The sequence below is a fragment of the Micromonospora sp. M51 genome (assembly GCF_018070305.1).
GTDB classification, from domain to species: Bacteria; Actinomycetota; Actinomycetes; order Mycobacteriales; family Micromonosporaceae; genus Micromonospora; species Micromonospora parva.
The window spans coordinates 1-2,043 of sequence record NZ_JAGPXZ010000940.1; the positions used below are offsets into that span (position 1 = coordinate 1).

At 70.5% G+C, this 2,043-nt stretch carries 2 protein-coding genes; one reads left to right on the top strand and one right to left on the bottom strand.

Annotation, left to right across the window (positions count from 1 at the left end):
* Positions 1-763, top strand: a 763-nt coding sequence (locus tag KBX53_RS31005) for a zinc-binding dehydrogenase (protein WP_210863290.1), incomplete at its 5' end; no start/stop codon positions are given.
* Positions 764-950: 187 nt separating this feature from the next.
* Here KBX53_RS31005 and KBX53_RS31010 read toward each other — a convergent pair.
* A partial coding sequence (locus tag KBX53_RS31010) for a long-chain-fatty-acid--CoA ligase (RefSeq protein WP_210863293.1) occupies positions 951-2,043 on the bottom strand: 1,093 nt, incomplete at its 5' end.

The following is a 2,043-nucleotide window of genomic DNA, read 5'->3' on the forward strand; positions in this document are numbered from 1 at the left end:
GATCTGGGAAGCGGCCTGGCAGCGACAGTGGGGTACGGCGGCGGAGTACACGCTGGTGCCGGTCCGGCAGGCGGTACGCCTCGGCGACGCCCCGTTCGAGCTGGGCGCCGCCCTGGGCATTCCGTTCCTCACCGCGCACCGCTGTCTGACCGCTGGTGAGTTCATGCCGGACACGTTGCGGGCCGGCGCGTTGGCGGATCACACGGTGCTGGTGCAGGGCGGCGCGGGAGCGGTCGGCAACGCCGCGATCCAGCTCGCCCGGTGGTCCGACGCCACGGTGATCGCCACTGTGAGCAGCGCGGAGAAGGCGCAGCTCGCCGGGTCGGCCGGTGCCTCCTTTGTGATCAATTATCGGGAGCAGGACGTGGTCGAGGAGGTCCACAAGATCGCCCCCGACGGGGTCCACACGATCGTGGAGGTCTCTCCCGCCCGTAACGCCCCGATCGACGCCCAGGTGCTGCGCCACGGCGGCGCGGTCTGCATGTACGCCGACGACGGTGGGGGCGAGGTCAGCATCCCGATCCGGGCGATGATGGCGCCGAACGCCCGTTGGCAGTTCGTGCTTGTCTACACGGAGCCGAAGGCGGCCAAGGCGCTGGGCGTGAAGGACGTGGCGGCGGCGGCCAGCCAGGGCGGCATCCGGGTGGGTGCGGACGCCGGGCTGCCGTTGCACTACTACCCCCTGGCCGAGGCGGCAGCGGCGCACCAGGCGGTGGAGGATTCGACGGTGGGCAAGGTGCTCATCACCACCAGCGACGCCTGATCGGGTCGCCGATCGCCCGATTTCCCCGTCAGCAGGACAGAAGCGAATAACTTTCGCAACAATGATGGTGCGGGTCACCCCGCGTGGAGCGGGCGGCCCCGGCGCGGTGCGAACGCCGGGGCCGCCCCTGGGGAGGGTTGTTGCAGGAGTACTCCCGCCCCAACAGGCGACAGTGCCTGGCAAAACGTTACGGGGCTGTCAGCTCCCGGACAGTCAGCTCACCCCCGGCGTACCGCGAACGGACGACCTTCTTGTCGAACTTGCCCACGCTCGTCTTCGGCACGGTGTCGATGAACGCCCAGCGCTCGGGCAACTGCCAGCGCGCCACCGACGTGGCCAGGAAGTCCCGCAGCTCCTCCGCGGTCACCGACGCGCCCTCCCGGACCACCACGGTGGCCAGTGGCCGCTCGTCCCACCGCTCGTCCGGGACACCCACCACGCACGCCTCCAACACCGCCGGGTGGGCCATCAGCGCGTTCTCCAGCTCCACCGACGAAATCCACTCACCACCGGACTTGATCACGTCCTTGGCGCGGTCGGTCAGCGTGATGTACCCGTCCGGCGAGAGGGTGCCGACGTCGCCGGTTCGCAGCCAGCCGTCGCGGAACTTCTCCTCCTCCGGGGCGTCGTCACCGACGTACCGGGCGGTCACCCACGGCCCACGGACCTCCAACTCGCCCACCGCCGTGCCGTCGGCGGGCATCGGCTCGCCCGACGGGCCGACGATCCGCGCCTGCACGCCCGCCGGCACCCGCCCCTGCGTGTAGCGGTAACGCCACGCCTGCTCATCTGTCACACCGGCGGGTGGACGTGAGACCGACCCCAGCGGAGACATCTCGGTCATCCCCCAGGCGTGGATGACCTCGATCCCGTGCCGCTCGCCGAACGCGTGCATCAACGCCGGCGGGCACGCCGACCCGCCGACGATCACCTCACCGAGCGACGAGGTGTCCACGTCGTGGGTGTCCAGGTAGGCCAGCAGGTCGGTCCAGATGGTCGGCACCGCGCCGGCCAGGGTGGGCCGCTCGGCGGCGATCATCTCGGCGATCGGCGCGGCCTGGAGGAACCGGTCCGGCATGATCAGCGACGCGCCGGAGAGGAAGGCCGCGTACGGCAGGCCCCAGGACATGGCGTGGAACATCGGCACGATGGCCAACTCGCGGTCGGTCGGCCCGAGACCGAAACCCTCCGGCATGCAGACCTGCAACGAGTGCAGGTAGATCGACCGGTGCGAGTAGGCCACACCCTTCGGGTTCCCGGTGGTGCCCGAGGTGTAGCAG